24 protein-coding genes and 1 tRNA gene are annotated in these 25238 nt (G+C 65.2%); 10 read left to right on the forward strand and 15 right to left on the reverse strand.

The features are described from left to right. Positions 1–19 precede the first annotated feature (19 nt). From L6Q67_RS17745 to L6Q67_RS17760, 4 genes are all read right to left on the reverse strand, one after another. Positions 20–646, reverse strand: coding sequence for a pseudouridine synthase (locus L6Q67_RS17745; RefSeq protein ID WP_296572528.1), 627 nt, complete (start codon positions 644–646; stop codon positions 20–22). 217 nt (positions 647–863) lie between these two features. Further along, positions 864–2819 carry an ATP-binding protein gene (locus L6Q67_RS17750; protein WP_296572531.1) on the reverse strand — a complete coding sequence of 652 codons (1956 nt, stop codon included), beginning with the start codon at positions 2817–2819 and terminating at the stop codon, positions 864–866. Beyond that, entirely contained in the window at positions 2816–3400 is a 585-nt protein-coding gene (locus tag L6Q67_RS17755; RefSeq protein ID WP_296572533.1) for a YfiR family protein, read from the reverse strand. Before L6Q67_RS17755 ends, L6Q67_RS17750 begins: the two co-directional genes overlap by 4 nt. 23 nt (positions 3401–3423) lie before the next feature. Beyond that, on the reverse strand, positions 3424–5394 hold the full coding sequence (locus L6Q67_RS17760; protein ID WP_296572536.1) for a TonB-dependent receptor: 1971 nt from the start codon (positions 5392–5394) through the stop codon (positions 3424–3426). Positions 5395–5742: 348 nt separating this feature from the next. Here L6Q67_RS17760 and L6Q67_RS17765 point away from each other — a divergent pair, with 348 nt between their 5' ends. From L6Q67_RS17765 to hemB, 5 genes are all read left to right on the forward strand, one after another. After that, positions 5743–7161: a circularly permuted type 2 ATP-grasp protein gene (locus L6Q67_RS17765; RefSeq protein ID WP_296572539.1), complete on the forward strand. Its 1419-nt coding sequence runs from the start codon at positions 5743–5745 to the stop codon at positions 7159–7161. 4 nt (positions 7162–7165) lie between these two features. After that, the gene (locus tag L6Q67_RS17770; protein ID WP_296572542.1) at positions 7166–8116 is read left to right on the forward strand and encodes an alpha-E domain-containing protein; all 951 of its coding nucleotides are present in this window, start codon (positions 7166–7168) and stop codon (positions 8114–8116) included. A 55-nt stretch (positions 8117–8171) separates the two neighbouring features. Further along, positions 8172–8248 (forward strand) — tRNA-Pro (locus tag L6Q67_RS17775). A gap of 185 nt (positions 8249–8433) precedes the next feature. Next, positions 8434–9030 (forward strand): PolC-type DNA polymerase III, encoded by a 597-nt coding sequence (locus L6Q67_RS17780; protein WP_296572545.1) that lies wholly within the window; start codon positions 8434–8436, stop codon positions 9028–9030. Positions 9031–9724: 694 nt separating this feature from the next. Further along, complete coding sequence (gene hemB / locus L6Q67_RS17785; RefSeq protein WP_296572547.1) at positions 9725–10735, forward strand: porphobilinogen synthase; 1011 nt, start codon at positions 9725–9727, stop codon at positions 10733–10735. 19 nt (positions 10736–10754) lie between these two features. Here hemB and L6Q67_RS17790 read toward each other — a convergent pair whose 3' ends face one another. Genes L6Q67_RS17790 through L6Q67_RS17800 form a run of 3 tightly spaced genes read right to left on the reverse strand, consistent with a single transcriptional unit; the run spans position 10755 to position 12410 of the window. Beyond that, a complete protein-coding gene (locus L6Q67_RS17790; RefSeq protein ID WP_296572550.1) occupies positions 10755–11297 on the reverse strand; it encodes an NlpC/P60 family protein in 543 nt (180 codons plus the stop codon). Further along, positions 11266–11703 (reverse strand): D-aminoacyl-tRNA deacylase, encoded by a 438-nt coding sequence (dtd, locus tag L6Q67_RS17795; protein WP_296572552.1) that lies wholly within the window; start codon positions 11701–11703, stop codon positions 11266–11268. The genes L6Q67_RS17790 and dtd overlap by 32 nt, the downstream gene beginning before the upstream one ends. Continuing rightward, positions 11700–12410: an SIMPL domain-containing protein gene (locus L6Q67_RS17800; protein WP_296572554.1), complete on the reverse strand. Its 711-nt coding sequence runs from the start codon at positions 12408–12410 to the stop codon at positions 11700–11702. Before L6Q67_RS17800 ends, dtd begins: the two co-directional genes overlap by 4 nt. Positions 12411–12585: 175 nt before the next feature. Between L6Q67_RS17800 and L6Q67_RS17805 the strand changes: the two genes are divergently transcribed. Continuing rightward, on the forward strand, positions 12586–13446 hold the full coding sequence (locus L6Q67_RS17805) for a DMT family transporter (protein WP_296572557.1): 861 nt from the start codon (positions 12586–12588) through the stop codon (positions 13444–13446). Here the strand turns inward: L6Q67_RS17805 and L6Q67_RS17810 are convergent. Genes L6Q67_RS17810 through L6Q67_RS17825 form a run of 4 tightly spaced genes read right to left on the reverse strand, consistent with a single transcriptional unit; the run spans position 13443 to position 16688 of the window. After that, complete coding sequence (locus L6Q67_RS17810) at positions 13443–14237, reverse strand: DUF2189 domain-containing protein (RefSeq protein WP_296572559.1); 795 nt, start codon at positions 14235–14237, stop codon at positions 13443–13445. The genes L6Q67_RS17805 and L6Q67_RS17810 overlap by 4 nt on opposite strands. 58 nt (positions 14238–14295) lie before the next feature. Further along, a complete protein-coding gene (locus L6Q67_RS17815) occupies positions 14296–15114 on the reverse strand; it encodes an alpha/beta hydrolase (protein ID WP_296572563.1) in 819 nt (272 codons plus the stop codon). An 11-nt stretch (positions 15115–15125) separates the two neighbouring features. After that, entirely contained in the window at positions 15126–16430 is a 1305-nt protein-coding gene (locus tag L6Q67_RS17820) for an O-acetylhomoserine aminocarboxypropyltransferase (protein WP_296572567.1), read from the reverse strand. 33 nt (positions 16431–16463) lie between these two features. Continuing rightward, on the reverse strand, positions 16464–16688 hold the full coding sequence (locus tag L6Q67_RS17825) for a DUF465 domain-containing protein (RefSeq protein WP_296572577.1): 225 nt from the start codon (positions 16686–16688) through the stop codon (positions 16464–16466). A 158-nt stretch (positions 16689–16846) separates the two neighbouring features. On the opposite strand from L6Q67_RS17825, the gene L6Q67_RS17830 reads away from it, so the two are divergent. Next, the gene (locus tag L6Q67_RS17830) at positions 16847–17080 is read left to right on the forward strand and encodes a DUF3567 family protein (protein ID WP_296572580.1); all 234 of its coding nucleotides are present in this window, start codon (positions 16847–16849) and stop codon (positions 17078–17080) included. Positions 17081–17184: 104 nt separating this feature from the next. Continuing rightward, positions 17185–17736, forward strand: coding sequence for a transcription elongation factor GreB (gene greB / locus L6Q67_RS17835; RefSeq protein WP_296572583.1), 552 nt, complete (start codon positions 17185–17187; stop codon positions 17734–17736). Positions 17737–17748: 12 nt separating this feature from the next. Here greB and L6Q67_RS17840 read toward each other — a convergent pair whose 3' ends face one another. Further along, positions 17749–19569, reverse strand: coding sequence for an ATP-binding protein (locus L6Q67_RS17840; RefSeq protein WP_296572588.1), 1821 nt, complete (start codon positions 19567–19569; stop codon positions 17749–17751). Positions 19570–19648: 79 nt separating this feature from the next. Between L6Q67_RS17840 and htpG the strand changes: the two genes are divergently transcribed. After that, entirely contained in the window at positions 19649–21571 is a 1923-nt protein-coding gene (gene htpG, locus L6Q67_RS17845) for a molecular chaperone HtpG (protein ID WP_296572591.1), read from the forward strand. Positions 21572–21652: 81 nt separating this feature from the next. On the opposite strand, the gene L6Q67_RS17850 is transcribed toward htpG, so the two are convergent. Next, a complete protein-coding gene (locus L6Q67_RS17850) occupies positions 21653–22180 on the reverse strand; it encodes a hypothetical protein (RefSeq protein ID WP_296572593.1) in 528 nt (175 codons plus the stop codon). A gap of 184 nt (positions 22181–22364) precedes the next feature. On the opposite strand from L6Q67_RS17850, the gene L6Q67_RS17855 reads away from it, so the two are divergent. After that, positions 22365–23135: an MBL fold metallo-hydrolase gene (locus tag L6Q67_RS17855; RefSeq protein ID WP_296572596.1), complete on the forward strand. Its 771-nt coding sequence runs from the start codon at positions 22365–22367 to the stop codon at positions 23133–23135. Between the two features lie 2 nt (positions 23136–23137). Here L6Q67_RS17855 and L6Q67_RS17860 read toward each other — a convergent pair whose 3' ends face one another. Together L6Q67_RS17860 and L6Q67_RS17865 are read right to left on the reverse strand one after the other, a co-directional pair. Continuing rightward, positions 23138–24316, reverse strand: a complete 1179-nt coding sequence (locus L6Q67_RS17860) for a VWA domain-containing protein (protein ID WP_296572600.1) — start codon at positions 24314–24316, stop codon at positions 23138–23140. A 65-nt stretch (positions 24317–24381) separates the two neighbouring features. Then, positions 24382–25224: a MoxR family ATPase gene (locus L6Q67_RS17865; protein ID WP_296572603.1), complete on the reverse strand. Its 843-nt coding sequence runs from the start codon at positions 25222–25224 to the stop codon at positions 24382–24384. Positions 25225–25238: the final 14 nt, after the last annotated feature.

The following is a 25238-nucleotide window of genomic DNA, read 5'->3' on the forward strand; positions in this document are numbered from 1 at the left end:
TCTGTGTCGGCCAGGCCGTTCAGAACGGGGCCGGGCTGGTGAATTCCATCCGGCAGCCCTTGCCGGGGTGGGTCAGGCCCAGCAGCGTCGCATGGAGCAGCAGGCGCGGAGCGACGGCCCGGCTGGCCGGGTCGGCATAAAGATCGTCGCCCAGGATGGGATGTCCGATGGACATCATATGGACCCGCAGCTGGTGTGAGCGCCCCGTGTGGGGCTGGAGTTCAACCCGGCTGGTGTGGGTTGCGCCGTCGTGGTCCACAACCCAATAAGCTGTCAGGGATGGTTTTCCGCTTTCCAGGTCCACTTTCTGCCTGGGCCGGTTTGGCCAGTCGGTGATCAGGGGCAGGCTGATCTCTCCCTGCTCCGGCTGCGGTCGTCCGGCCACTACGGCCACATAACGTTTGTCGACCTGCCGTTGCTGGAAGGCAATGCTGAGCCGGCGTTCCATTTCAGGCCCCCGTGCCATCACGAGCAGACCCGAGGTCGCCATGTCGAGGCGGTGGACGATGCGGGCGTCCGGGTATTCGGCCTGTATCCGGCCGGCCAGGCTGTCGGCATGGCCGGGGCCACGCCCGGGTACCGACAGCAGGCCGGCGGGTTTGTCGATCACCAGCAGGGCCTCATCGGCAAAGAGGATGTGTGGCATGCCCGCGGGCGGCGCATAGACTAGGGGCGGCGGGGCGGTCGGGAGGGGTTGATTGCTTGCCGGTGGGCTCATGAGGATGCCATGGGACGGGGGCGTGCATTCTTGCACAGGCCCGGGGTTTGCCCACAGGGATGGTGGGAAAGCCTGTGGACAAGTTGTGGGGGGCGTGGGCAAGTCGATGCCCCACAAGGTTTTTTTCTGCTTGCCCTGAAATGGGTCAGGTGGCGTTGGCGGGCGACGGGCGGGCCAGGCGCAGCAGGATTTCCTGCAGCGCGAGGTGGCTGTAGGGTTTGGTCAGAAAATCGTCCATGCCGCAGGCGAGGGCGGCGTCCCGTTCGTCCTCCATGGCGTTGGCGGTGACGGCGATGATCGGGATGTGCTGCCCCGCCTTTTCGCTGGCGCGGATGCGTCGCGTGGCTTCGTAGCCGTCCATCAGCGGCATCTGGCAATCCATGAGGATCACGTCGAAGTGCTGCCGGCCAAGCGCCTGCAGGGCTTCCCGCCCGTTGGAGACGGTTGTGGAGGTGCACCGGAGCTCTTCGAGCTGCATGGTTGCCAGCAGCTGGTTGATGGTGTTGTCTTCGGCGACCAGTACGTGCAGGCCCGTCAGGCTGGGAGCGCCCATGCCGGAGGCAGCGGGCTCGGGGGCCGGGGTGCTGGCGGGTGTGATGGCCAGCACGGGGACGACCACGCTGAACCAGAAGGTGGAGCCCTCACCCGGCTTGCTGGTGGCACCGATCTCACCCCCCATGAGCTGGACGAGCTCATGGCTGATGGCCAGGCCCAGCCCGGTGCCGCCGTATCGGCGCGCATGGGAGTTGTCGGCCTGGGTGAAGGGGGTGAACAGCTGGGGCAGGATCTCCGGCTCGATGCCGATGCCCGAATCCTCGACACTGAAATGGAGCCGGACGGACTGGCCCTCGCCGCCGGTGACGGGCTGGTGCGTGAGGCGGAGATGCACGTCGCCATCGACGGTGAATTTGATGGCGTTACCCACCAGGTTGATGAGGATCTGGCGCAGGCGATCGGGGTCGGCCTTTACCAGGGCGGGCAGATCGTCGTCGATATGGCTGTGCAGGCTGAGCTTCTTCTCGAAGGTCTTGTGCAGGAAGAAGCCGGTGATGTCCTCGACGATGGCCCGGGGCGAGCAGGGCAGGGGCTCGATGGTCATGCGGCCGGCTTCGAGCTTGGAGAAGTCGAGGATGTCGTTGATCACCCGCAGCAGGCTGTCGGCCGAGCTGCGGATATGCCCCACGAAGCGCTCCTGTTCGGTGTCCAGGCGGGTGTAGGCGAGGAGCTCGGCCATGCCGATGATGCCGTTCATCGGAGTGCGGATCTCGTGGCTCATGGTGGCCAGGAACAGGGACTTGGCCTGATTGGCGTGCTCGGCGGCCTCCTTGGCGACGCGCAGTTGTGCGTCACGGGCTTCGATCTGGTCGAGCATGGTGTTGAAGCCGTCCATCAGCGTACCGATTTCGTTGCGGCTTTCGGGGCTGACGCGCAGGGCGTAGTCGCGGGTCTCCGAGACCCGCTGCATCTGCCGGGCGAGGTTTTCGATGGGGCTGGCAATCAGGCGCTGCAGGCGTGATGCCAGCAACCAGGCCAGCAGCGAGGCGGCCAGCAGGACGCCGGAGGCGGTGAGCACGCGCTTGTGCACCAGGTCGCGCAGGGGCGTGAGGTCGAAGTAGGCCTCGATGGTGCCCACCTGACGCCCGCCGACGATCACCGGATTGGCGATCTCCAGGAAGGGGGCGCCCAGGAGCAGGCTGAGGGGATGGCGCGGCGAGCCAAAAGGGGCGTCGGGGTGGGTTTCGTCGCTGTGGTGATCCTCGACGGTGGCCAGTATTTCAGCGTGAGCAGCGAATCCGCTGTGGTACTCGGCAAAGACCTTCCCCTCGGGGGTGCGCAGGGTGGCGGCGATGACGTCCGGCGCGCTGCCCAGGGCGTTGATGATCTCCTGGGCGGCGTCCGGATCCTGGAAGCTGACGGCGGCCGTGCTATTGACGCCCACCAGGCGGGTCAGCACGTTGGCGTTGTCCTGCATGGCTCGTGCGGCGGTCTGCAGTTCGCTGTAAACCAACAGCATCAGGGCGACGACCAGGCCCAGGGTGGTGGTGATCAGGGCGATCAGCACCACCTGGCGCTTGATCGGGTATTCGCCGAGGCGCTTCATGGGGCGCTTCCCTTGCCGTCGCGGGTCAGGGTGGCGAGGTTGAGCAGCTTGGCGCTGACCCGGAGCTCCGTCCGCTCGATGGCGTCGGTGTTGATGACCGGGTGGATGCGCCCGCGCTTGTGGGTCAGGGTGATCATGCCCCCGCGGGCGGCAAAGCCGGGCTGGTCACTGACGGTGAGGATCGGGCCGCTGAGGCGCCGGAGCAGTTCCGTCTGGGACGCGGGGCCGATGGCGGATTGGTCGCCGAAATAGATCAAATGACATTCCTGGAAATTGCGTGACTCGGGCTGGCGCTGTACGACGAGGGGGTGTCCATCCAGGGTCTCGCCACTAACGGCCTTGGCCAGAAGCGGGGCCAGGGTATCGTCGAGCACGCAGTAGCGGAAAGGCTCGCCGGGGCGAAGGTTGTGCCCTTCTGGCCAGCGCACGAAATGGGCAAAATTATAGACAAAAGCCGCCTTGACCTCGTTCTCGGCAAAGGCTGTCGGGCTCGCGTCCCCGGCCTGCAGCGGCAGCGCGAGGGCGAGCAGCAGCAACGCGCCCGCGACGCGGGGGCGCAGACGGGCGAGAAGAGGCGGCAAGCCGGTGTGCAGCAAGGCGGGGGTCAGAAGCGCAGGTTGGCGGTGACGTAGTATTCCCTTGGGATCAGGTAGGCGTCACTGGCATTGACCAGGTTGGTGCCGAACTCCTTGCGGGCCGGGCCAATGAGGTTGCGCCCGTTGAGGGCCAGGTCGAGACGGCTGGTGGCGCGCCAGCCCAGGCGCAGGTCTGCGGTCAGATAGTCCGGGATGCTGTAGGTGCGCAGGGCGCTGACATAGCGGGCCTGCAGGTCGAGCTCCACGTCGTGGCGCAGATCGTGGCGGGAGATCAGCATGGCCTGGTGGGTCGGTGATTCGCCGGCCGCCCGCAGGGGGTTGATCTCGGCGTTGCCCGGCAGGGCGGCCATGTTGATGTCGAGGTGGGTGTAGCTGGCCTGAACGCGCCAGGTATCGGCGGGGCGGTAGTCCATCGACAGCTCGAAGCCGCGGGCCTTGCCTTTCAGGGCGTTGCCGGCGAGGGCGTTCCAGGTGAGGTAGGGGCTGGGCAGGCTGGGCACCAGACGTGGGGAACCGATCATGTCGACGGTCAGCAGGCGGTCGTAGTCGTTGAGGAAGACGCTGGCGTCAAAGCTCAGCCGGGGGCTGACCTGGGCCCGATAGCCCAGCTCGTAGGCGATCAGTCGTTCGGCGTTGAGATTGGGGTTGCCGGCGGAGTTGACGAACAGGGGCAGGCCGTTGGTGAAGGCGCGGGGTTCGATGTACGAGGTCAGGCGTGCGCTGTCCTCGATGATGGAGGGGGTGCGCACGGCGCGGGCCACCGACGCCCACAGGGTGCTGCCCTTGGTCGGGGTCCAGCGCATGCGTGCGGAAGGTTGCCATTCGACGCCGGTGAATTCGTTGCGCTCCACCTTGACCCCGACCGTCAGCTGGAGACGCTCCGCCAGGGCCAGGGTGTCTTCGGCGAAGGCGCTGAACAGCTGGTCGGTGCGGCTGCTGCGGCTGACACCGGCCGGTGGCGTCATCTGGGCGTCGCTGGCCACGTTGCGGTAGCCCACACCGGCAATGAGGTTGTGCCCGCCAATGGGGGAGAAGTGATGGCGATAGCCCAGGTCGAAGGTGTCCAGCTCGGCCCGGGCGCCGTTGTTGAGCACCATCCAGTGATCGAGGGTGAAGCGGTTGAAATAGGCCCGCAGCTCGTCCCGGGCCTCCCCGTTGGTCCGCGACCATTGCCCGAGGAGGTGGGCGCCGGAGTAGGCGCGCTCCTGGCGCTTCAGCTCGCGAAAGCTCTCCCCCTCGACCATCAGGCTGCCGCCACCCATCTCCCAGTCGCCGCGAAAGCCGGCCCGTCCACCGCGCCAGTGGATGTCCCTGCTGTCATCCGGCGTGCCGGCGAGGCGATCATTCTGATGCAGCTTGGCCCACACCCGGGCGTGGCCGCTTTCGCCGGCCTTGAAGCCGTTGCGCAGGACCGTCTCCGACTGGAGATCGCCGGCAGTGACGCTCAGCAAGGTGCCCTGGGTGTCCTCGGCATGGCGGGTGATGATGTTGATGACACCGTTGACCGCGTTGGCGCCCCAGGTGGAACCCCCCGGCCCGCGGACGATCTCGACCCGTTCGATGTCCTGCATGACGATGTTCAGCTCGTCCCACAACACCCCTGAAAAGAAGGGTGTGTAAACACTGCGTCCATCGACCATGACAAGCAGCTTGTTGGCAAACTGGTTGTTGAAGCCCCGGGCGCTGACGGCCCACTCGGTGGCGCTGATACGCGCGACATTGAGGCCGGGCACGGTACGCAGCAGTTCCGGCAGGGAGGTGGCGCCGGAACGCCGGATGTCCTCGGTGGTCAGGACGTGGATCGCCGCCGCCGTATCCTCGAGCCGCTCGCTGCGATGGGTGGCCGTGCTGACGCGCAGGTCGGCAAGTTCGTCGAGGCTCATCTGCTTGAGGGCGTACAGGCTGTCGTCGGCAGACACCGGCAGGGCGGTGGTGACCAGGGCAGCGAGAAGCAGGGGCTTGGCGAGGGACTTTGACATGATGAAATCCTGTGGGCCGCACATGCGACCGGGCGCGATTGTATCGGCCTTGTCTATATCTAAAGAAATAGATTCGTCACGGGTTTGTGTCGTATTCCGATGTGCTCGCGGGATTTCGGTGGCGACTTTCTCGATTTGCCGGGGGAGGGGATTCGGGGAAGTACCGGAGCAGGGGCGCACCGAGTTGCGGCATGGGGGCTTCCCCAGTTCGGTGCGCTCGCACTGTGTTGGTGCGACATCGCTCCGGCATGCCGAAAAGTCGTTTGTTTATAAGGGTTTTTTGATTGGCATGCTTTTAGCTAAGCCAAAAGTGGTATCTCCGCTTCACAACATAACAGGCGAGCGCTAATGGCCATCACAAAATTCTTCAATGAAATGACTGCGGACGATGGGAGTGTCCGTGCGCATTACGCGGGCTATGCCGCGTGGCTGAGCGAGACTCCGGCAGACCGCATCGCCCGCAAGCGGGCAGAGGCAGATTCCCTGTTCCATCGCTACGGCATCACCTTTGCAGTGTACGGCGAGGAATCGGGCACCGAGCGTCTGATCCCCTTCGACATCATCCCGCGCATCATTCCTGCCCAGGAGTGGAAGAGTCTGGAAGCCGGCTTGCGTCAGCGTGTGAAGGCGCTGAACAGCTTCATCCACGACATCTACCATGACCAGGAAATCCTCAAGGCCGGGCACATCCCCGCCGAGCAGGTGCTCAACAACGCCCAGTACCGCCCGGAAATGCAGGGCGTCAATGTGCCCTGCGACATCTACGCGGCCATCGCCGGTGTGGACGTGGTGCGGGCCGGGGCAGGGGAGTTCTACGTGCTGGAGGACAACCTGCGGGTGCCCTCGGGGGTCTCCTACATGCTTGAAGACCGTCGCATGATGATGCGCCTCTTCCCCGAGCTGTTCGCCCGTCACCGGGTCGCGCCCGTCGAGCACTACCCGGACATGCTGTTGCACACCCTGCGCAGCCTCGCGCCGGTGGGCGTGACGGACCCGACCGTGGTCGTGCTGACCCCCGGTGCTTACAACTCCGCCTATTTCGAGCATGCCTTCCTGGCCCAGCAGATGGGGGTCGAGCTTGTTGAAGGGCAGGATCTCTTCGTCAGCGAAGACCAGGTCTTCATGCGCACGACCCAGGGGCCGCGCCGCGTGGATGTGATCTATCGCCGGGTGGATGACGACTTCCTCGATCCGAAGTACTTCCGCAAGGACTCCATGCTCGGCGTGCCGGGGCTGCTGGACGCCTACCGGGCGGGCCGTGTCACGGTCTCGAACGCCATCGGTACGGGTGTGGCGGACGACAAGTCCATCTACCCCTATGTGCCGGAGATGATCCGCTTCTACCTGGGTGAGGAACCCATCCTCAACAACGTGCCCACCTACATGTGCCGTAAGCCGGAAGACCTGGCCTACACCCTGGCCCATCTGCCCGAGCTGGTGGTCAAGGAAGTGCATGGTGCAGGTGGCTACGGCATGCTGGTTGGGCCGGCTTCGACCAAGGAGCAGATCGAGACCTTCCGCAAGTACCTGATCGCCAACCCCGAGAAATACATCGCCCAGCCCACGCTGGCCCTTTCGAATTGTCCGACCTTCGTCGAAAGCGGCATCGCACCGCGTCACCTGGATCTGCGCCCGTTTGTTCTTTCCGGGACCGAAGTGCAGATGGTGCCGGGCGGCCTGACCCGCGTCGCCCTGCGCGAAGGATCGCTGGTGGTGAATTCCTCGCAGGGCGGGGGCACCAAGGACACCTGGGTACTGGAGGCCTGAAAACATGCTGAGCCGCACTGCTGATCACCTTTTCTGGATGGCCCGCTACATGGAGCGGGCCGAGAACACGGCACGCATTCTTGATGTCACCTATCGTCTCTCCCTCCTGCCGCAGAATGGCGAGGAAGTGGAGGCGATGTGGTCCGGGATGCTCAAGATCATGGAGTTGCAGGACGCCTATCTGGCCAAGCACCCTGCCTATTCCACCGAGGCTGTCCTCGAATTCATGATCTTCGACCGGGACAACCCGGGCAGCATCTACCGCTGCCTGCGCGCCACCCGCGAAAACGCCCACGCCGTGCGTGGCACCCTGACCTCGGAGCTGTGGGAGACCTCCAACGAAACCTGGCTGAAGATGCGTGACTTCACCGTGGCCAAGCTCCTCGAGTCCGGCCCCGGTGCATTCTTCGAGTGGGTCAAGTACCGCTCCCACCTGTCGCGGGGGGTCACCATTGGCACCATGCTGCAGGACGAAGCCCTGCGCTTCATCCGCCTGGGGACTTTCCTGGAGCGGGCCGACAACACGGCGCGCATCCTCGAGGTGAAGTATCTCAACCTGTTGCCGGGCGCCGACGAGGAGCAGGCCCACGCCACCGACTACTATCAGTGGAGTGCGCTGCTGCAGTCCGTGTCGGCCTTCGAGGTGTATCGCAAGGTCTACCGCGACCAGATCACCCCGCTACGCGTGGCCGAGCTGCTGGTCCTGCGCGCCGACATGCCCCGGTCCCTGGCGCGCAGCATGAAGGAAGTCCATTCCAACCTGACCCGCGTCTCCAACGCCCGGTCGGCCGAGACCGAGCGTCTGGCCGGCGAACTGGAGTCGCACCTGCGCTTCGGCCGCATCGAACGCATCTTCGAAGGCGGCTTCAGAAAGTACCTGGAAGACTTCCGCGATCGCATCTTTGACCTGGGTTGCCGGATCTCCGATGACTTCCTGATTCCGACCTCGAGCTAAAAATTCAAAATAAGCTTGGCAAACCTAGAAACGATGTCTATAATGCGCAGCTTGTCGGGGCGTAGCGCAGCCTGGTAGCGCACTTGCATGGGGTGCAAGGGGTCGCGAGTTCGAATCCCGCCGCCCCGACCAAAGAAACAAGCAAAAGGCCAACTCTTCGGAGTTGGCCTTTTGCTTTGTGTTGGCCGAACGGCCAATGCCTTGAGCAAAAGCCGCCGCATACCGCGGCAGCGGGCATCGCGGCTTGTTCAGCGTACGGCCCGCCCAGGTGGCCGTGGGGCCGTCGATCATCTGATGTTGTGGGGAAGGAACACGCCATGGAGCCCGTCGCCGTCATCGACTTTGAAACCACCGGGCTGTCGCCTGCCCAGGGCGACAGGGCCACCGAGATCGCGGCCGTCATCCTGCAGGACGGCAAGGTGGTGGATCGCTATCAGAGTCTGATGAATGCCGGAGTCCGCGTTCCCCCACACATCGAGGCGCTCACGGGCATTTCCAACGCCATGCTGCGTAGCGCACCTGCCGCCGACGTGGTGATGGGGCAGGTTGCCGACTTCGTGGGCAACTATCCGCTGCTTGCCCACAACGCGGCTTTCGATAGCCGCTTCTGGGACGCGGAGCTGGCCCGGATCGGCCGTCGCCGGAGCCAGGAGTTTGCCTGTTCGATGCTGGTGGCGCGGCGTGTCTTTCCGCAGGCGCCCAGCCACAAGCTCGGCGTGCTGGTCGATTTTGCCGGGCTGCCGGTGGCGGGGCGCTATCACCGGGCACTGGCCGACGCCGAGATGGCGGCCAGCCTGGTGCTCAGGCTCGAGGACGAGTTGCGCGGCCGCTACAAGGTGCGTGATGTGTCCCATGCGCTGCTGCGCAGGATCCAGAGCGTTCCGAAGGGGCAGTTGAGCCGCTGCCTCGCCTGAGCCCAGACTGAGCCAGGAGGCCGCCGATAGCAGGCGACTCCAGCTGCGGTGCTTTATCACGGTTGGTCGACCGCGTGACGAAAGTTTGACGGAGCCTGCGCATTACTTCTCGTCTGCTGCCGCTGCCTGGGTGCAAGCTGTCTCCACGAAATCATTCCGAAGAGTTGCCGGCGGCACGAGGAGCCCCCTCCCGCCGACCTGCAACCCGCTTTTGAGACAGAGAGGAAGGCAATCATGGGCCCGTTTGCGTGGTGGCTGGAGTATTGGGCAGGTGTCATGGATACCTGTGCTGTGCATCTGCTCGTACGTACGCCAATGGATGGCGGGCAGAAGTCGACGGAGAGCGCGCAGCGTATCCCGCACTGAGGGCTGAAAGTCCCGGCGGTGAGGCCGCAATATTCCTCAGAACCACTCTCCGGAGTGGTTTTGTGTTTTCAGGGATCAAGTTCCGGAGGGGCGCTTGGGCATAGAATCCGGTCTTGAGTTGTACTGTGTCGCTGGCGTGGAGCCGGACGCCTGAAAAGAAAAACCCCCGGCAAGGGGAGCCGGGGGTCAAAAACGCCTTGCTTGCTCAAGGCCCCGCTCAGGGAGGTATAGCGGGAGACGGTTCAGCACCATCTGCTGCTTTGTGCATATATGCGGGAAGAAAGTTCCTGCCCCATTTCGTTTCCAGATGTAAGTACGCGAGATCCTCATGAGTCCAGTCCAGTCTGCCTTTCCTGCAAGCCGCATGCGTCGCATGCGCCGCGATGATTTTTCCCGTCGTCTGATGCGCGAGCATCGCCTGTCGACGGATGACCTGATCTACCCGGTGTTCGTGCTGGAGGGCGAGCAGATCGTCCAGCCCGTGCCGTCGATGCCCGGGGTGAGTCGGATGTCCCTGGACCGCCTGCTGCAGGTGGCCGAAGAGGCCGTCGCCCTGGGCGTGCCGGCGCTGGCCCTGTTTCCGGTGGTGGAGGGGGACAAGAAGTCCCTGGGGGCCGAAGAGGCCTACAACCCCGATGGCCTGGTGCCCCGCGTGGTGCAGGCCCTCAAGGCGCGCTTCCCGGAGCTGGGGGTGATCACCGACGTAGCTCTCGACCCTTACACCAGCCACGGGCAGGACGGGCTCATCGACGAGACGGGCTACGTGCTCAACGACGAGACCCTCGAGGTGCTGGCCCGGCAGGCCCTGTGCCACGCCCAGGCCGGTGCCGATGTGGTAGCGCCCTCCGACATGATGGATGGCCGGGTGGCGCGCATCCGTGCCGAGCTCGACCAGGCGCGGCAGATCCATACCCGCATCCTCGCCTACTCGGCCAAGTATGCGTCGAGCTTCTACGGGCCGTTCCGGGACGCGGTGGGCTCCGCCGGCAACCTGGGCAAGAGCAACAAGTACACCTACCAGATGGACCCGGCCAACTCCAACGAGGCGATCCGCGAGGTGGCCCTGGATATCTCGGAAGGGGCCGACATGTTCATGGTCAAGCCCGGCATGCCTTACCTGGACATCGTGCGCAGGGTGAAGAGCGAGCTGCAGGTGCCCACCTATGTGTATCAGGTGAGCGGCGAGTACGCGATGCTGAAGGCCGCTGCGGCCAACGGCTGGCTGAACGAGCAGGCCTGCGTGCTCGAGTCACTGGTGGCATTCAAGCGCGCCGGGGCTGACGGCATCCTGACCTACTACGCGCTGGATGCAGCCCGCTGGCTGAAGGAAGAGGCCTGATCCCCGTTGCCGGAGGGGTTCAAACCTCCGGCAACAGGGTGCGGGCGCCCTCGAAGCGCTCGGAAAAATAGCGACTGTCCAGGCGGTCCACCCGCACCTTGCCCTTGCTGCTGGGGGCGTGGATGAACTTGCCGTCGCCCATGTAGATGCCCATGTGCGAATAGGCCCGGCCCAGGGTGTTGAAGAACACCAGGTCGCCGGGACGCAGCGCCTGGGTGGCGACGGGGCGGGTGCGCTCGGCGATGCCGGCGGCGTTGTAGGGCAGCTTGCGCCCGCTGACCTGTTCGACGATGTAGCTCACCATGCCACTGCAATCGAGTCCGGCTTCCGGGTTCTTCCCGCCGAAGCGGTAGCCCGTGTCGAGCAGGCCCAGAGCATACAGCACGACCTCCTGGGCGTGGTCGTGGCTCGGCAGGGCAAACCAGCCGCCTGCCGGCGGTGCCGTGCGGGGAACGGGGGTTCCGGCCTGCCGTGGCGGTGTCTGGCTGCAGCCGACCAGTACCGCAGTCAGCAGCAGGGCCGCCCAGCGTTCAGGCCGTAAGCCGAAGGGTGACCGGGCCATGATTCACCAGGGAAACCGTCATCTCTGCACCGAACTCGCCGGTGGCCACCACCGGGTGGCGTTGGCGGGCGAGGGTGACGAGTTCATTGAAGAGGCGCTCTGCGTCGGCAGGCGCGGCGGCCGGCGTGAAGCTGGGCCGGGTGCCCTTGGCGGTGTCGGCCGCCAGGGTGAATTGGGAAACCAGCAGGAGCCCGCCTCCCGTATCGGTAAGGGAGCGGTTCATCTTCCCCTCGTCGTCGGAGAACACCCGGTAGCCCAGCAGGCGCTCCACCATGCGGGTGGCGTTGGCCGGCTGGTCGCCTTTCTCGACGGCGACCAGGGCCAGCAGGCCCGGCCCGATCTCCCCCACGGTCTGCCCGGCCACCGTCACCCGGGCTTCAAGGACTCGCTGGATCAGGGCAATCATTCAATCAGCTCGATTTGACCGCTGACATTGACTGTCACCGGGCTGTCGCCGGCCTCGATGGGGGCAGGTGCCGGGGCGGCGTCGGCCATCATGGCGGCGCGGGCATAGGCCACCGGGTACTTGGGCTGCATGCCCCCGGTGTTGATGCTCAGGTGCTTGATCTTCCACTTCTTCTTAAGGCTGCCGGCCACCAGCCGGGCGCGCCCTTCGAAGGCGCCGAGGGCATCGGCGATGGCCTCATCCTCGATCTTCTTCCAGGTCTCGGGCGAGGGGGCGGCGCTCAGTCCGGCCACCGCCATGCTCTGCTGCAGCTTGCCGAGGAGCTCGGACAGGGCCGCGGCGTCGCTGCTCTCCAGGGCCAGGGATGAGCGCATGCGCCAGGCTTCGATGCTGCGACCGGTCTTGCCGTAGACCGGGTAGGTCGAGTTGCCTGCCGAGCGGACCTTGACGGCCGGGACACCCTTGGCGGTGCTGATGGCCTGGGTCACGATGGCATTGACCTTGCGGGCCACATCGCCCGGATTGGCGTCGGTGGCCTCGGCATAGACCTGGGCGCGGAACAGGTCGTTGGGGGCGCTGCGGCTGCTTTCGACGGAAATGTCGGCGGTGGGAAGCGCCGGCGCTGCGGGGGTGTCGGCAGCGTAGGCATGGGGGAGGGCGAAGCCGAGGGCGAGCAGCGCCAGGGGGCGGGTTAGGCGGAAAGTCATGGAAGCCTCATTCGGGATGCAAGGGGTGCTTGGGGCATTGCCCCGACATTCTGGCCAATCCGGCCCGGGATGCAAGTGTTCGCGGGCGGCCCGGGCGGGTTTGCGTTGACCCCTGGCGATCCGGACGGCAGCATCGACCCCTTTTTGGCGCAGGGCTTGAGCGCAGGGGATGGTGATGGCGGATTCACGCATTTGGGGGGCGGGCCTGGTGACGCTGTCGGCGGCATCCTTTGGGGCCATGGCGATTTTTGCCCGCTTCGCCTTTGCGGATGGCATCGAGGTGTCGGCGCTGCTCTTCCTGCGCTTTCTGATTGCCGGTGCGGTGATGGCCGTGGTGATGACGGCAACCCGGCGCCCCTGGCCCCGTGGGCGTAACCGGATGGTGTTGGTGCTGATGGGGGGCGTCGGCTATGTGGGCCAGTCCCTGTGTTTCTTTCTTGCCCTCAACCACGCTTCCGCCGGCCTGGTGGCCTTGTTGCTGTATCTCTATCCCTTCCTCGTCACGGTGATCGGGGTGATGTTCCTGGGGGAGCGCATGACCCGTCTGCGGGCGGCCGCCGTGCTGGCGGCGCTGCTGGGCACCGGCCTCACCATCGGTTCGGGCCTGGGAGGGAGCCCTCTGGGCATCGCCCTCGGCGTGGCGGCAGCGCTGATCTATTCGGTGTATATCCTGGTGGGCAGCCGGGTGCTGCAGGAGGAGGAGCCCCTTGGGGCGGCGACGGTGGTGATGCTCTCGGCGGCCGTGGTGTTCGGCCTGGGGGTGGCGCTGGAGTCACCGCGTTTTCCAGCGTCGGCTGCCGGGTGGGGCAGCGTGCTGGCCATCGCCCTGGTGTCCACGGTGCTGGCCATGGTGGGCTTTTTTGCAGGAATGAAGCGCCTGGGGGCTTCCGATGCGGCAACCCTGTCGACGCTGGAGCCGGTGGTGACCTTTGTGCTCGCCGCCGTCTTCCTGGATGAGTCGGTGACGCTCATCCAGGTCGTGGGTGGTGCCGTCGTGCTGACTGCGGTGATTGCGCTGGCCCGCAGCCGTGCTTAGCGCTTGAGGGGCTCGACGAGATCCCGGTAGGCGTGCCAGGTGGCATGCCCGACCACCGGCATGAGCACCGCCAGGCCGAGATGGAAGCTCATGAAGCCGAGCAGGGTGAGGCCGACGATCAGGGCAGCCCACACCAGCAGCGGCATGGGGTTTTCGGCGAGGGCGCGGATGCTGGCGAGCATCGAGGTGACCGCGTCCTGGTTGCGGTCGAGCATCAGGGGGATGGACACCACGCTGACCGCAAAGACCAGCAGCGCAAACACAAACCCGACTCCGCAATACACCAGCAGGAACTCCAGGTTCTCCATGCTAAGGACCTGGCTCAGGAAACCGCTGAGATTGGGCATCTCGCGGGTGTAGAAGATGGCGAAGACGACCAGCGAGGCCCGCGCCCAGATCAGGAAGATGACGGTCAGGACGGCGGCAAAGACCGCGATGTTGCCGGCGTTGCGGCGCCACACCGTGAGGGTGGGGGCCAGCGCACAGGCCTGGCCCAGTTCCCTCCGGCGGGACAGCTCATACAGACCCATGGCAAAGAACGGCGCCAGGAGCAGGAAGCCGGTGGTGACCGCGGAGGTGTACTGGTAGGCGTGTTCGAACACGAAGGTGACCAGCAGGCCCATGGCGGTAAAGCAGAAGCCATAGAACAGACTGGCGACCGGGCAGGCCTTCAGGTCGGAAAAGCCGCGGGCGATCCATTGAAAGGGGGCGCCGAAGCCGACGCTCCGGATGGTGGGAAAGGGCAGTCCGGCGCCGGCTTGTTCTTCTGCGGGGGTAGGGTGCTGAGCCATGGTTTGTCTCCGTTATCGTTTTTTGGATGGGGATGGCCGGCAGGGCAGGATCAGATCATCACGGCTCCTGAGCGGAAGAGGGGAAAGCGCCGACAAAGTTCCACAGGGCGTCCAGTACGGCGCCGGGGGCCTCGGACATCATGGCGTGGCCGGCACCGGGAATGACGACCTTGCGGAGGTTTGTGGTGGCCGGGAACGCGGCCGCCAGCGGCGTGGTGGCCTTGGGTGGGGTCATCCGGTCGAGGGCCGCGCTGAGCAGCAGGCTGGGGCAGCTCACCCGTGCTGCGGCGTCGAACCCGCCGGTGTAGGCGTTGCAGGCCGCCATGTCCTGGTGCAGTACGCCGGCAGCCTGGCGCTGCATCAGGCGTTCATTCAGGGCCGTGAGGTTCATGCCCGGGATGCTGCTGGCACCGAGCTGGGCACGCGGGGCATAGGACCACTGGTTGATCATGGCATGTGCCTTGTCCCGGTTCGAGAGGGTCGCATCGAGCAGGGGGGCGGCCACGGGCATCGGAGCGACCGAGCCGATGAGCATCAGGTAACTGACCATCTGAGGGGCACGGGCGGCGGCCTCGAGGGCAATCAGCGAGCCCATGCTGTGGCCGGCCAGGGCCACCGGGCCCAGGTTCAGTCCGGAGGCGAAATCGATGATCCAGTCCGCCAGCGCTTCGATGCTGCCCAGCTGCGGGCCGGCGGAGCGGCCGTGGCCGGGGAGGTCGGGGGCGATCACGTTCCAGCCATGGGAGGCGAAGTGGCGGCTCTGCAGCGTCCACACGCTGTGATCGTGCCCGGCGCCGTGGATGAAGAGGATCGTGGGGCGGCCCGCTTCGGTCTTGCGGCCGCCGGTGTAGTGGTAGGGGGAGAGGCTGGGTTTCATCGGCGGCGGGTTCAGGCGGTGGCTTTCTGGGCGGCGTAGAGGCCGCGGTCCAGGTCTTCGATCAGGTCGGCGGCGGTCTCCAGCCCGGTGGACAGGCGGATCGTGCCTTCGGTGATGCCGGCTGCCAGCAGGGCCTCGGGGGACATGCGGAAATGGGTGGTGCTGGCCGGGTGGATGGCCAGGGATTTGGCATCGCCGACGTTGGCCAGGTGGGAGAACAGGCGCAGGCCCTCGATGAAGGCCGTACCGCCCTTGCGTCCGCCCTTGAGGCTGAAGCTGAACACGCCGCCGCAGCCCTTGGGCAGCAGGCGGGCGGCCAATGGGTGGTCGGGGTGGCTGTCGAGTTCGGGCCAGGATACCGACTCGACCAGCGGGTGCTTGACCAGATGGGCCACCAGCTGGCGGGCATTGGCCACGTGACGCTCCATGCGCAGGCCCAGGGTTTCCATGCCCTGCAGGATCTGGAAGGCGTTCATCGGCGACAGGCAGGCGCCGAAATCCCGCAGGCCCTCGCGGCGGGCCCGCAGCAGGAAGGCGGCGATGGACGACTCTTCGGTGAAGTCCATGCCGTGGAAGCCGTCGTAGGGCTCGGTAAGGGTCGGAAAGTTGCCGCCGGAGCCCTCCCAGTCGAAGCTGCCCCCATCCACCAGCAGGCCGCCGATGGCGACACCGTGGCCGCCCAGGTATTTGGTGGCGGAGTGCATGACCAGATCGGCCCCCAGATCGATCGGGCACTGCAGCGACGGGGTGACCAGGGTGGCATCCACCAGCAGCGGCACGCGGGCGTCGTGGGCGATGGCCGAGATGGCCGGGATGTCGAGCACCTCGAGGCCGGGGTTGCCGATGGACTCACCGAACAGCAGGCGGGTTTCGGGGCGGATGGCGTCGCGCCAGGCCTGGTGGTCGCCGGCAGGTACGAAGGTGGTGTGGATGCCGAAGCGCGGCAGGGTGTAGCCCAGCAGGTTGTGGGAGCCACCGTAGAGCGAACGCGAGGCGACGATATGACCGCCCTGGCCCATCAGTGTGGTGATGGCCAGCATGAGTGCGGCCTGACCGCTGGCGCAGGCGATGGCGCCTACACCCCCGTCGAGGGCGGCAATGCGCTCTTCGAGGACGGCGTTGGTGGGGTTGGAGATGCGTGAATAGACGTGCCCGGCTCGCTCCTGGTTGAACAGGGCAGCGGCCTGCTCGCTGTCTTCGAAGACGTAGCTGGTGGTGAAGTGGATCGGGGTGGCGCGGGAGCGGTGTACCGGATCGGGGGTCTGGCCGGCGTGCAGGGCGAGCGTGTCGGCCCCGGCGTTACGGTGAATGGGCATGCGTTGTCGGGAGGCGGCGGGTGAAGGGAGGGCTCAGGCAGGAACGTCCGGATCGAGCATGCGCTGGATCATGGCGATTCTGTCCTTGAGCAGGAGCTTGCGTTTCTTGAGGCGCCGCAACAGCAGCTCGCTGTCGGGGGGCGGGGCCTGGGATATCTGGGCGATGACGGCGTCGAGGTCCCGATGCTCGGTGGACAGGACTGCCAGCCGCGAAGACAGGCTGGTTACGTCGGCGTCGGGTTCTGTGCAGTCATTCATGCCGGATGGGGTGCAGGCTGGGAGCGGGATCCCGTGAATCTTAGGCGCGGGGCCGTCGAAATACAACGCCACCGGGGAACTTGAAGCCGTCGCTCGTGTTCCCATCTGCAGTAGCGACAGTACCCACGCGGCAAAACCCAGCAATCAGGAGAACGGCCATGAACATCATGCTCAACAATCCGGTGCTTTACGTGGTGGATTACCCGAATGTCGACGCGGTGGAGGTGATCGACAAGCGGCGAGGGGTCGGGACGCTGTTTCGTGACGAGGCGGCCCGCCGCTTTCGCCAGGAGTTGCGCGAGATCAGCGCCTCGGCGACCGAGATGGATGACTTCGAGAACTGGATTGCCGACTACGACACCTTGATGACCCAGCCGGCCGTCTATCACTGAGACTTCGACCCACCCAGCGGGCCACCTGCCGCGGCAACTTGCCAGCCCGGCGGGTGGCCCCTAACATTCGTCTCCCCCAAACAGCATCTCCGGAGTTCGCAAGGGTGAATAAGGCCTTCGTGAAGGAAAACGACCAGGACGACGAAGAGTCTCTGCCAGGGGTGCCGAGCCTGCCGCCCGGTACCCGCAACTACATGACCCGCCGGGGCTATGAGGTGTTGCGCCTGGAGCTCGACAACCTGGTCCGGGACGAGCGCCCGCAGCTGGTGGAAACCGTGCGCTGGGCCGCCTCCAACGGCGACCGCTCGGAGAACGGCGATTACATCTACGGCAAGAAGCGCCTGCGCGAGATCGACCGGCGCATCCGCTTCCTGATCAAGCGCCTGGAGAGTGCGACGGTGGTGACGCCCTCCGAGCAGGAGAACACCGAGCAGGTGTTCTTCGGCGCGACGGTGACCGTCTGTGATATCGACGGGACGGAGGAGCAGACCTACCAGATCGTCGGCGTGGATGAGGCGAATGCCTCGGAGGGGCGCATCAGCTGGATCGCGCCCCTGTCGCGGGCGCTGCTCAAGGCGCGGGAGGGCGATGTGATCCGTTTTGCCAGCCCGGCCGGCCTGCGCGAGATCGAGGTGGTCGAGATCCGCTACGTGTGAGGGTCAGGCCCCTCAGGTGTTGAGCTTTTCCCGGGGCCGGCGGACCATCGCCGGGCTGCGCGGGAGCGTGAAGTACATGGTCGTACCGGTGCCCGGTGACGACTCGGCCCACACCGCGCCGCCATGGCGCTCGATCACCCGGCGTACGCTGGCCAGCCCGATCCCCGAGCCTTCAAAGCCATCCCGCCGGTGCAGCTGCTGGAAGGGCTGGAAGAGCTTGGCGGCGTGGGCCATGTCAAAGCCGATGCCGTTGTCGGTCACATAAAAGAGTTTTTCGTCGCCATGGGGGCGTCCGCCCACATGGATCAGGGCCGGCTGGCTGTCGCGGGTGAACTTCCAGGCATTGGCCAGCAGGTTCTGCAGGGCGTTGCGGATCAGTACGGGGTCGGCATCGGCGCTCAGGTCGGTATCCACGTGGCTCTGCACGACCCGCCCGGGGCTGGTGGCGGCCAGCTCGTCGAGGAGCTCATGGGCGATGGCGCTCACGTCGGTGTGTTCGATGCGCAAGGTATGGCGGGACACGCTGGCCAGCTTCTGCAACTCGTCGATCAGCTCACCCATGCGCAGGCTGGCCCGGCGCAGGCGGATCAGATAGCTCTGCCCGGTTTCGTCGAGACGGTCGCCGTAGTCTTCGGCCAGGGCGTGGGAGAAGCCGTTGATGGCCCGCAGGGGGGCCCGCAGGTCATGGGAGACTGAATAGCTGAAACTCAGCAGCTCCCGATTGGAGTGCTCGAGCTCCTCGGTGCGTTGCAGCACCCGTTGTTCGAGGGTGGCGTTGAGCTCGGCCAGGGCGGCGCGCTCCCCATCCCGGCGAACGGTGTCCCGGTGCAGCAGAATGGCCAGGGCGCCGAGCAGGGCCAGCATGACGCCGGCGGCAGCGAGGATGCGGTCGCGGTGTTCGTAGTAATCGATCAGGGCGCTATCCACCGGCCGACTGGTGGCAACGATCAGCGGAAGGTCGGCCAGGCGGCGGTAGGCGGTGATGCGCTCGATCGGGTCTGCGGCGGTGGAGGCCGTGACGATCATGCTGCGTTGCTGCAGGTCGGCGCCGATGGCCGGGGAGTCGGCGACGCTGGTGCCGATCTGCCCGTCGGCCTGGGGGTAGCGGATCAGGGTGATGGCGCGGCTGGCATGCAGGATCAGGATGGTGTCCTGGGGGGAAAGGCCCAGCTCCCGGTACACCCCTTCAAAATAGCCGTGGCTCATGGCAGCGCCCGCGGTGCCCAGATATTTTCCGAGGGGGTCGAAGATTTGCCGGCTGAGGGGCGTCACCCATTGGCCGGAGGCAGGGCTGCGTGTCGGGCTGCCGATCTCCACGCCGTCACGCAACTGGGGAGGCATCGCGTGTTTGCGGCCGGTTCCATTTTCGGCGGGTGGGGCGCCCTCTGCTGGCCTGCTCGAATCTGCGGCCAGGCTGCCGTCCTCCCGCTCCACAAACAGAAAGTCAGCTTCGGGCAGGGTGTTGGTGCGCTGGCGCAGCAGGATCTGCAGCTCCCGCTCGCCAAATGCGTCCAGACTGCCACGCTGGGCAATCTGGCCGGCGATTTCGGATATGGCGGATTCGGTCTCGCCGAAGCTGCGTGCCACGTGCTCTTCAAGCACGCGGGTAAGGCTCAGGAGTTCGGATTCCGCCCGCTGCAGGGCTTGTTCCCGGTCAAAGCGGATGAGAGACAGGGCCACGCCGACGATCAGCGAGGCGAGCAGCGCGAAGGCCAGCCACACGGCAAAGCGGAAGCGGCGCAGGGATGAACTGTTGTGCGGAACCTGGGCGGCCTCGGGGGCACCCGTTCTGGAGGTGGGAAGAATTGAGGAAGACAGGGGAAGTCGTTCCATAAGTTGGAAGCGAGGGGCTTGAAAGTCGGAAGGGCGGACCCATATGGGCGGTGTTAACGGTCCCCATGGAGCAAGCTTTATGACTGTCGAGCAAATGTCGTCCGCGCAAACCCTGAACTTCCAGGCCGAGGTGAAGCAACTGCTGCACCTGATGATCCATTCGCTGTACTCGAACCGGGAGATCTTCCTCCGCGAGCTCGTGTCGAATGCCTCCGATGCCTGTGACAAGCTGCGTTTCGAAGCCCTCGAGAACGGCGGGCTGTTCGAAAACGACGCCGAGCTGAAGATTCGCGTGGCCCTCGACAAGACTGCCCGCACCCTCACCATCGCCGACAACGGCATCGGCATGAGCCGCGACGAGGTGGTGACCAACCTGGGCACCATCGCCAAGTCGGGTACCAAGGAGTTCTTTGGCAAGCTGACCGGCGACCAGAAGAAGGACGCCCACCTGATTGGCCAGTTCGGGGTCGGCTTCTACTCCGCCTTCATCGTTGCCGACAAGGTGACGGTGCGCACCCGCCGGGCCGGCCTGGCCAGCACCGACGCCGTGCAGTGGGAATGCTCGATGACCGGCGACAGCGCCGGTGAATACACCGTACAGCCCATCGACAAGGCCGGCCGGGGCACCGAGATCACCCTGCATCTGCGTGAAGACCAGGACGATCTGCTGTCCAGCTGGAAGCTGCGCTCCATCATCCAGAAATACTCTGACCACATCCTTCAGCCCATCGTGATGAAGAAGGAGCAGTGGGACGAGGAGAAGAAGGAGCAGGTGGTCACCGACGAGGACGAAACCGTCAACAAGGCCAACGCCCTGTGGGCCCGTGCCAAGTCCGAGGTGAGCGACGAGGAATACACCGAGTTCTACAAGCACGTCGGCCATGACTACGAGCCGCCCCTGGCCTGGACCCACAGCAAGGTGGAGGGCCGTCACGAATACACCCAGCTGCTCTACGTGCCGGGCCATGCCCCCTTCGACATGTGGGACCGCCAGGCTCGCCACGGGGTCAAGCTCTACGTGCGCCGCGTGTTCATCATGGACGACGCCGAGAAGCTGATGCCCATGTACCTGCGCTTCGTGCGCGGGGTGGTGGATTCCAACGACCTGCCGCTCAACGTGTCCCGGGAGATCCTGCAGGAGTCCAAGGACATCGACACCCTGCGTGCCGGTTGCACCAAGAAGGTCCTGGGCCTGCTCGAAGACCTGGCCGAGAACCAGAAGGACAAGTACGTCACCTTCTGGAAGGAGTTCGGCCAGGTGCTGAAGGAAGGCGTCGGCGAGGATCACGCCAACAAGGAAAAGATCGCCGGCCTGCTGCGCTTTGCGTCCACCCAGGCGGATACCGCCGAGGAAGTTGTGTCGCTGGCCGACTATATCGGCCGCATGAAGGAAGGCCAGGACAAGATCTATTACGTCACCGCCGACAGCTTCAACGCCGCAAAGAACAGCCCGCACCTGGAAATCTTCCGCAAGAAGGGCATCGAGGTGCTGCTGCTCTCCAACCGCGTGGATGAGTGGGTGGTGGGCAACCTGACCGAGTTCGAAGGCAAGCAGCTGGCCTCCGTGGCCAAGGGTGGTCTCGATCTGGGCTCCCTCGAAGACGAAGCCGAGAAGGCCGCCGTCGAGAAGGAAACCGGCGAGCTGAAGGACATGCTCGACAAGATGAAGGCCAGCCTGGAAGGCAAGGTGAAGGAAGTCCGCGTCACCCACCGCCTCACCGATTCGCCGGCCTGCCTGGTGGCCGACGAGCACGACATGGGCATGAATCTGGCCCGCCTGATGAAGGCGGCCGGTCAGAACATGCCGATCTCCAAGCCCATCCTCGAGATCAACCCCAGCCACCCGGTGGTGCTGCGTCTGAAGTATGAGGATGCGCAGTTCGACGACTGGGCGGCGGTGCTCTTCGATCAGGCCCTGCTGGCCGAGGGCGGCACGCTGGATGATCCGGCGAGCTTCGTGAAGCGCATCAACCAGCTGATGCTGGCCATGAACGGCAAGTGATGAGCAGACTCCGGCGCCGCAGGGCGCCGGGGGTGTGAACGGGGGCGGGGGCAGGCCGGTCGGGCTGCCCCCGCCTTTCGTTTACCGCTGATAGACGTCGTAGGCGCTGGCCCTGCGCGGCGGCCGGAGAGCCCCGGTGGCAGGGTCATACATGGAGGGGGTCTTGCGCGGCATCATCGAGCTGGTGGCCGAGCGGTTCACGTATCCGTCGGTTGCCGCATTGAGGGTGTTGGTGCGCCCGTTGTAGGCCGATCTGGCCTTGCCGGCTCCGGCATTGGCGCGGATCTTGCTGCTGCCCCCGGCGCAGGTATAGATGCTGCCACTGGGGCGGGGGCCGGCAGCAGGGTCGCCAAACACCTGGATCCGTCCCGAAGGGTCTCTCCGGGTGCTGGCCATGCTGCCACGACCTTGCGCCTGGGACGCACACAGGGATGAGGAAGGGCGGGGCAGGCCTTCGGGGCGGACGCCCACCTGGCCCGGAGCACGGGCACCGCCGAAGGGCGTCGCCGACCCCGGTGTGGCGCCCAGGCCTGCGCGGGTTTGCGTGGCCTCGCCGATCGCCCAGGTGGCGCCGGACGAGAGCAGGGCGAGGCTGGTGGCGATGGACAACAGTAATACCGGTGTTCTCAAGAATGACTCCATCGAATGCATGAACCGGGCCCAAGATACCCCAAAGCTCCCGGTGTGACGAGGCAATACGTTGACCACGATCAAGGACTCTCGGTGTGATGTTTTCCACATCTTGCGAGTCGGATAAAGTAGCGGTCCGATTTCACTCCCTGTAACGATCTCCATGGCTGTCGAACTCTTCAACAATGGCAAGCATGCCTGTCTGGCCTTCTACGATCTGGTGGATGAGGAGGCTGACCATGCCGTGCAGTGCAATCAGTTCCTGATTGTCGATGGTGATCACGGGGCGCTGATCGATCCGGGCGGCAACATGACCTACAACGGTCTGCTGATGTCCATGCAGCGTTTCTTCCCTTCCCGTGGGCTGGATTTCATCTTTGCCACCCACGCCGATCCGGACATCATCGCTTCCCTCAACAAGTGGATGGTGTCCACCCACTGCAAGGTGATGATTTCCCGCCTGTGGACGCGCTTCATCCCCCACTTCACGACGGGCAAGGACTACACCTCCCGCATCCTCGGGATTCCTGACGAAGGCATGAACATCGCCCTGGGCGATAGCAAGATCAAGGCCCTGCCGGCGCACTTCATGCACTCCGAGGGCAATTTCCAGTTCTACGACCCGGTGTCGAAGATCCTGTTCTCGGGTGACATGGGCGCATCCCTGGTCGACCACGACCAGGCCGCCAAGCCGGTCACCGACTTCGACGATCACGTGATCACCATGGCGGGCTTTCACCGCCGTTACATGATCTCCAACAAGATCTGCCGCTTCTGGGTGAACATGGTCCGTCAGCTGGATGTGGAGATGATCGTGCCCCAGCACGGCTGCCGTTTCGAGGGCAAGGTGATGGTCAATCGCTTCCTCGACTGGATCGAGAACCTCCAGTGCGGTGTGGACATCATGACCCAGGAAAACTACCGGGTGCCCTGATCTCAGTGTTTGCGTGAAAGCTGGGTGATGGCCCGGGTCAGGCCGTCGAGGGTCAGGGGGAACATCTTTTCCCCCAGGATCTGCCGGATGATCCCGATGGACTGCCGGTAATCCCAGGTGCGCTCGGCTTCCGGGTTGAGCCAGGCGGTGGCAGGGTAGGCGTCGGCCAGCCGCCGCAGCCACACGGCGCCGGCTTCGGTGTTGCTGTATTCGATGGAGCCGTTGGGCTGCAGGATCTCGTAGGGGCTCATGGTGGCATCCCCGACAAAGATCAGTTTGTACTCGGGCCCGTACTTGTGGATGACGTCGAGGGTCGGGGTGCGCTCCGAGTGGCGGCGGAAGCTGTCACGCCAGACGTGGTCATACACGCAGTTGTGGAAGTAGAAGTACTCCAGGTGCTTGAACTCGGTGCGGCAGGCCGAGAACAGCTCTTCGCACACTTTGACGTGGTCGTCCATGGAGCCGCCCACGTCGAAGAAGATCAGCACTTTCACCGCGTTGTGGCGCTCCGGCCGCATCAGTAGGTCCAGGTAGCCGGCATTGCGGGCGGTGGCGGCGATGGTGCCGTCCAGGTCCAGCTCGTCCGGTGCCCCCAGCCGGGCAAAGCGGCGCAGGCGGCGCAGGGCCACCTTGATGTTGCGGGTGCCCAGCTCGACGTTGTCATCCAGGTTGCGGTATTCCCGCTGGTCCCACACCTTGACGGCCGTACGGTTGCCCGCCGATTCGCCGCCGACGCGGATGCCTTCGGGGTTGTAGCCGTTGTTGCCGAAGGGCGAAGTGCCGCCGGTGCCGACCCACTTGCTGCCGCCCTGGTGGCGGCCCTTCTGCTCCTTGAGGCGGTTCCTGAACTCCTCCATCAGCTTGTCCCAGCCGAGCTTTTCCAGCTTTGCCTTCTCTTCGGGGCTCAGGTGCTTCTGCATCATGGCTTTCAGCCATTCATCGGGCAGGTCCACCTCCAGCCCGGGGATGGCCTCGATACCCTTGAAGTACTCGCCGAAGGCCTGGTCGAAGCGGTCGAAGTGGGATTCGTCCTTGACCAGGCTGCTGCGGGCGAGGAAGTAGAAGTCCTCCATGCAGTGCCCCGCCAGGCCGGCCTGGATGGCTTCCAGCAGGGTCAGGAATTCCTTGGTGGATACCGGCAGCTTGCGCGCTTTGAGGTGCAGAAAAAAGTCGATCAGCATGACCCTGTCCGGGAGGATGGATATAGGGGCGAACTCACTCGCCCGCGGGTGTCGGCACGGGCATCTCAGCGGTTGCGCTGGGCCATGAACACCAGGCGCTCGAAGAGGTGCATGTCCTGCTCGTTCTTCAGCAGCGCGCCGTGCAGGGGCGGGATGCTGGCCTTCTGGTCGGGCGAGCGCAGGGCTTCCACGGGGATCTCCTCGGCCACCAGCAGCTTGAGCCAGTCGATCAGTTCGGAGGTGGAGGGCTTCTTCTTGAGGCCGGGGATCTCGCGCAGGCCGAAGAACACCTCCAGCGCTTCCTTGAGCAGGGCCTGCTTGATGCCCGGAAAGTGCACATCGACGATGCGCTGCATGGTGTCCCGGTCGGGAAACTTGATGTAGTGGAAGAAGCAGCGACGCAGAAAGGCGTCGGGCAGCTCCTTTTCGTTGTTGGAGGTGATGAAGACGATGGGGCGGTGGCGGGCCTTCACGGTCTCGCGGGTCTCGTACACATGGAACTCCATGCGGTCGAGCTCGCGCAGCAGGTCGTTGGGAAACTCGATGTCGGCCTTGTCGATCTCGTCGATCAGCACCACGGTGGGCACGTCGGCGTCGAAGGCCTGCCACAGGGTGCCCTTGACGATGTAGTTGGAGATGTCCTTGACCTTGTCGTCGCCGAGCTGGGAGTCGCGCAGACGCGACACGGCGTCGTATTCGTACAGCCCCTGCTGGGCCTTGGTGGTGGACTTGATGTGCCACTGCAGCAGGGGCATGCCCAGGGCGGCAGCCACCTCCTCGGCCAGCATGGTCTTGCCGGTGCCGGGCTCGCCCTTGATGAGGAGGGGGCGCTGCAGGCGGATGGCGGCATTGACGGCCAGCATCAGGTCAGGGGTGGTGACGTAGTTGTCGGAGCCTTCGAAACGCATCGGGGAGTCCTCTT

The sequence above is a fragment of the Zoogloea sp. genome (assembly GCF_023150065.1).
Lineage (GTDB): Bacteria > Pseudomonadota > Gammaproteobacteria > Burkholderiales > Rhodocyclaceae > Zoogloea.

Excerpts from the sequence above, each read along its gene's own strand:
- L6Q67_RS17745 (WP_296572528.1), bottom strand. The coding sequence starts at position 646 with ATGCCACACATCCTCTTTGCCGATGAGGCCCTGCTGGTGATCGACAAA.
- L6Q67_RS17750 (WP_296572531.1), bottom strand. The coding sequence starts at position 2,819 with ATGAAGCGCCTCGGCGAATACCCGATCAAGCGCCAGGTGGTGCTGATC.
- L6Q67_RS17760 (WP_296572536.1), bottom strand. The coding sequence starts at position 5,394 with ATGTCAAAGTCCCTCGCCAAGCCCCTGCTTCTCGCTGCCCTGGTCACC.
- L6Q67_RS17765 (WP_296572539.1), top strand. The coding sequence starts at position 5,743 with ATGGCCATCACAAAATTCTTCAATGAAATGACTGCGGACGATGGGAGT.
- L6Q67_RS17770 (WP_296572542.1), top strand. The coding sequence starts at position 7,166 with ATGCTGAGCCGCACTGCTGATCACCTTTTCTGGATGGCCCGCTACATG.
- L6Q67_RS17780 (WP_296572545.1), top strand. The coding sequence starts at position 8,434 with ATGGAGCCCGTCGCCGTCATCGACTTTGAAACCACCGGGCTGTCGCCT.
- hemB (WP_296572547.1), top strand. The coding sequence starts at position 9,725 with ATGAGTCCAGTCCAGTCTGCCTTTCCTGCAAGCCGCATGCGTCGCATG.
- L6Q67_RS17790 (WP_296572550.1), bottom strand. The coding sequence starts at position 11,297 with ATGGCCCGGTCACCCTTCGGCTTACGGCCTGAACGCTGGGCGGCCCTG.
- dtd (WP_296572552.1), bottom strand. The coding sequence starts at position 11,703 with ATGATTGCCCTGATCCAGCGAGTCCTTGAAGCCCGGGTGACGGTGGCC.
- L6Q67_RS17800 (WP_296572554.1), bottom strand. The coding sequence starts at position 12,410 with ATGACTTTCCGCCTAACCCGCCCCCTGGCGCTGCTCGCCCTCGGCTTC.
- L6Q67_RS17805 (WP_296572557.1), top strand. The coding sequence starts at position 12,586 with ATGGCGGATTCACGCATTTGGGGGGCGGGCCTGGTGACGCTGTCGGCG.
- L6Q67_RS17810 (WP_296572559.1), bottom strand. The coding sequence starts at position 14,237 with ATGGCTCAGCACCCTACCCCCGCAGAAGAACAAGCCGGCGCCGGACTG.
- L6Q67_RS17815 (WP_296572563.1), bottom strand. The coding sequence starts at position 15,114 with ATGAAACCCAGCCTCTCCCCCTACCACTACACCGGCGGCCGCAAGACC.
- L6Q67_RS17820 (WP_296572567.1), bottom strand. The coding sequence starts at position 16,430 with ATGCCCATTCACCGTAACGCCGGGGCCGACACGCTCGCCCTGCACGCC.
- L6Q67_RS17825 (WP_296572577.1), bottom strand. The coding sequence starts at position 16,688 with ATGAATGACTGCACAGAACCCGACGCCGACGTAACCAGCCTGTCTTCG.
- L6Q67_RS17830 (WP_296572580.1), top strand. The coding sequence starts at position 16,847 with ATGAACATCATGCTCAACAATCCGGTGCTTTACGTGGTGGATTACCCG.
- L6Q67_RS17840 (WP_296572588.1), bottom strand. The coding sequence starts at position 19,569 with ATGGAACGACTTCCCCTGTCTTCCTCAATTCTTCCCACCTCCAGAACG.
- htpG (WP_296572591.1), top strand. The coding sequence starts at position 19,649 with ATGACTGTCGAGCAAATGTCGTCCGCGCAAACCCTGAACTTCCAGGCC.
- L6Q67_RS17855 (WP_296572596.1), top strand. The coding sequence starts at position 22,365 with ATGGCTGTCGAACTCTTCAACAATGGCAAGCATGCCTGTCTGGCCTTC.
- L6Q67_RS17860 (WP_296572600.1), bottom strand. The coding sequence starts at position 24,316 with ATGCTGATCGACTTTTTTCTGCACCTCAAAGCGCGCAAGCTGCCGGTA.
- L6Q67_RS17865 (WP_296572603.1), bottom strand. The coding sequence starts at position 25,224 with ATGCGTTTCGAAGGCTCCGACAACTACGTCACCACCCCTGACCTGATG.